Annotated in this window: 1 protein-coding gene; it reads right to left on the minus strand. The window is 60.8% G+C overall.

From position 1 onward, the window contains the following. Positions 1–260, minus strand: a 260-nt coding sequence (locus FOT98_RS31660; RefSeq protein ID WP_144291291.1) for a collagen-like protein, incomplete at both ends; no start/stop codon positions are given.

Genomic DNA, 260 nt, shown 5'->3' on the forward strand with positions numbered 1-260 from the left:
CCTTGAGCACCAGTAGCACCTTGAGCGCCAGCTGGTCCTTGAGCACCAGTAGCACCTTGAGCGCCAGCTGGTCCTTGAGCACCAGTAGCACCTTGAGCACCCGCTGGTCCTTGAGCACCAGTAGCACCTTGAGCGCCGGCTGGTCCTTGAATACCTTGAGGTCCAGTAGCACCTTGAGCACCAGCCGGTCCTTGAGCACCAGTAGCACCTTGAGCACCAGCCGGTCCTTGAGCACCAGTAGCACCTTGAGCACCAGCCGG

It is taken from the genome of Bacillus sp. HY001 (assembly GCF_007558965.1).
Taxonomy (GTDB): Bacteria; Bacillota; Bacilli; order Bacillales; family Bacillaceae_G; genus Bacillus_A; species Bacillus_A mobilis.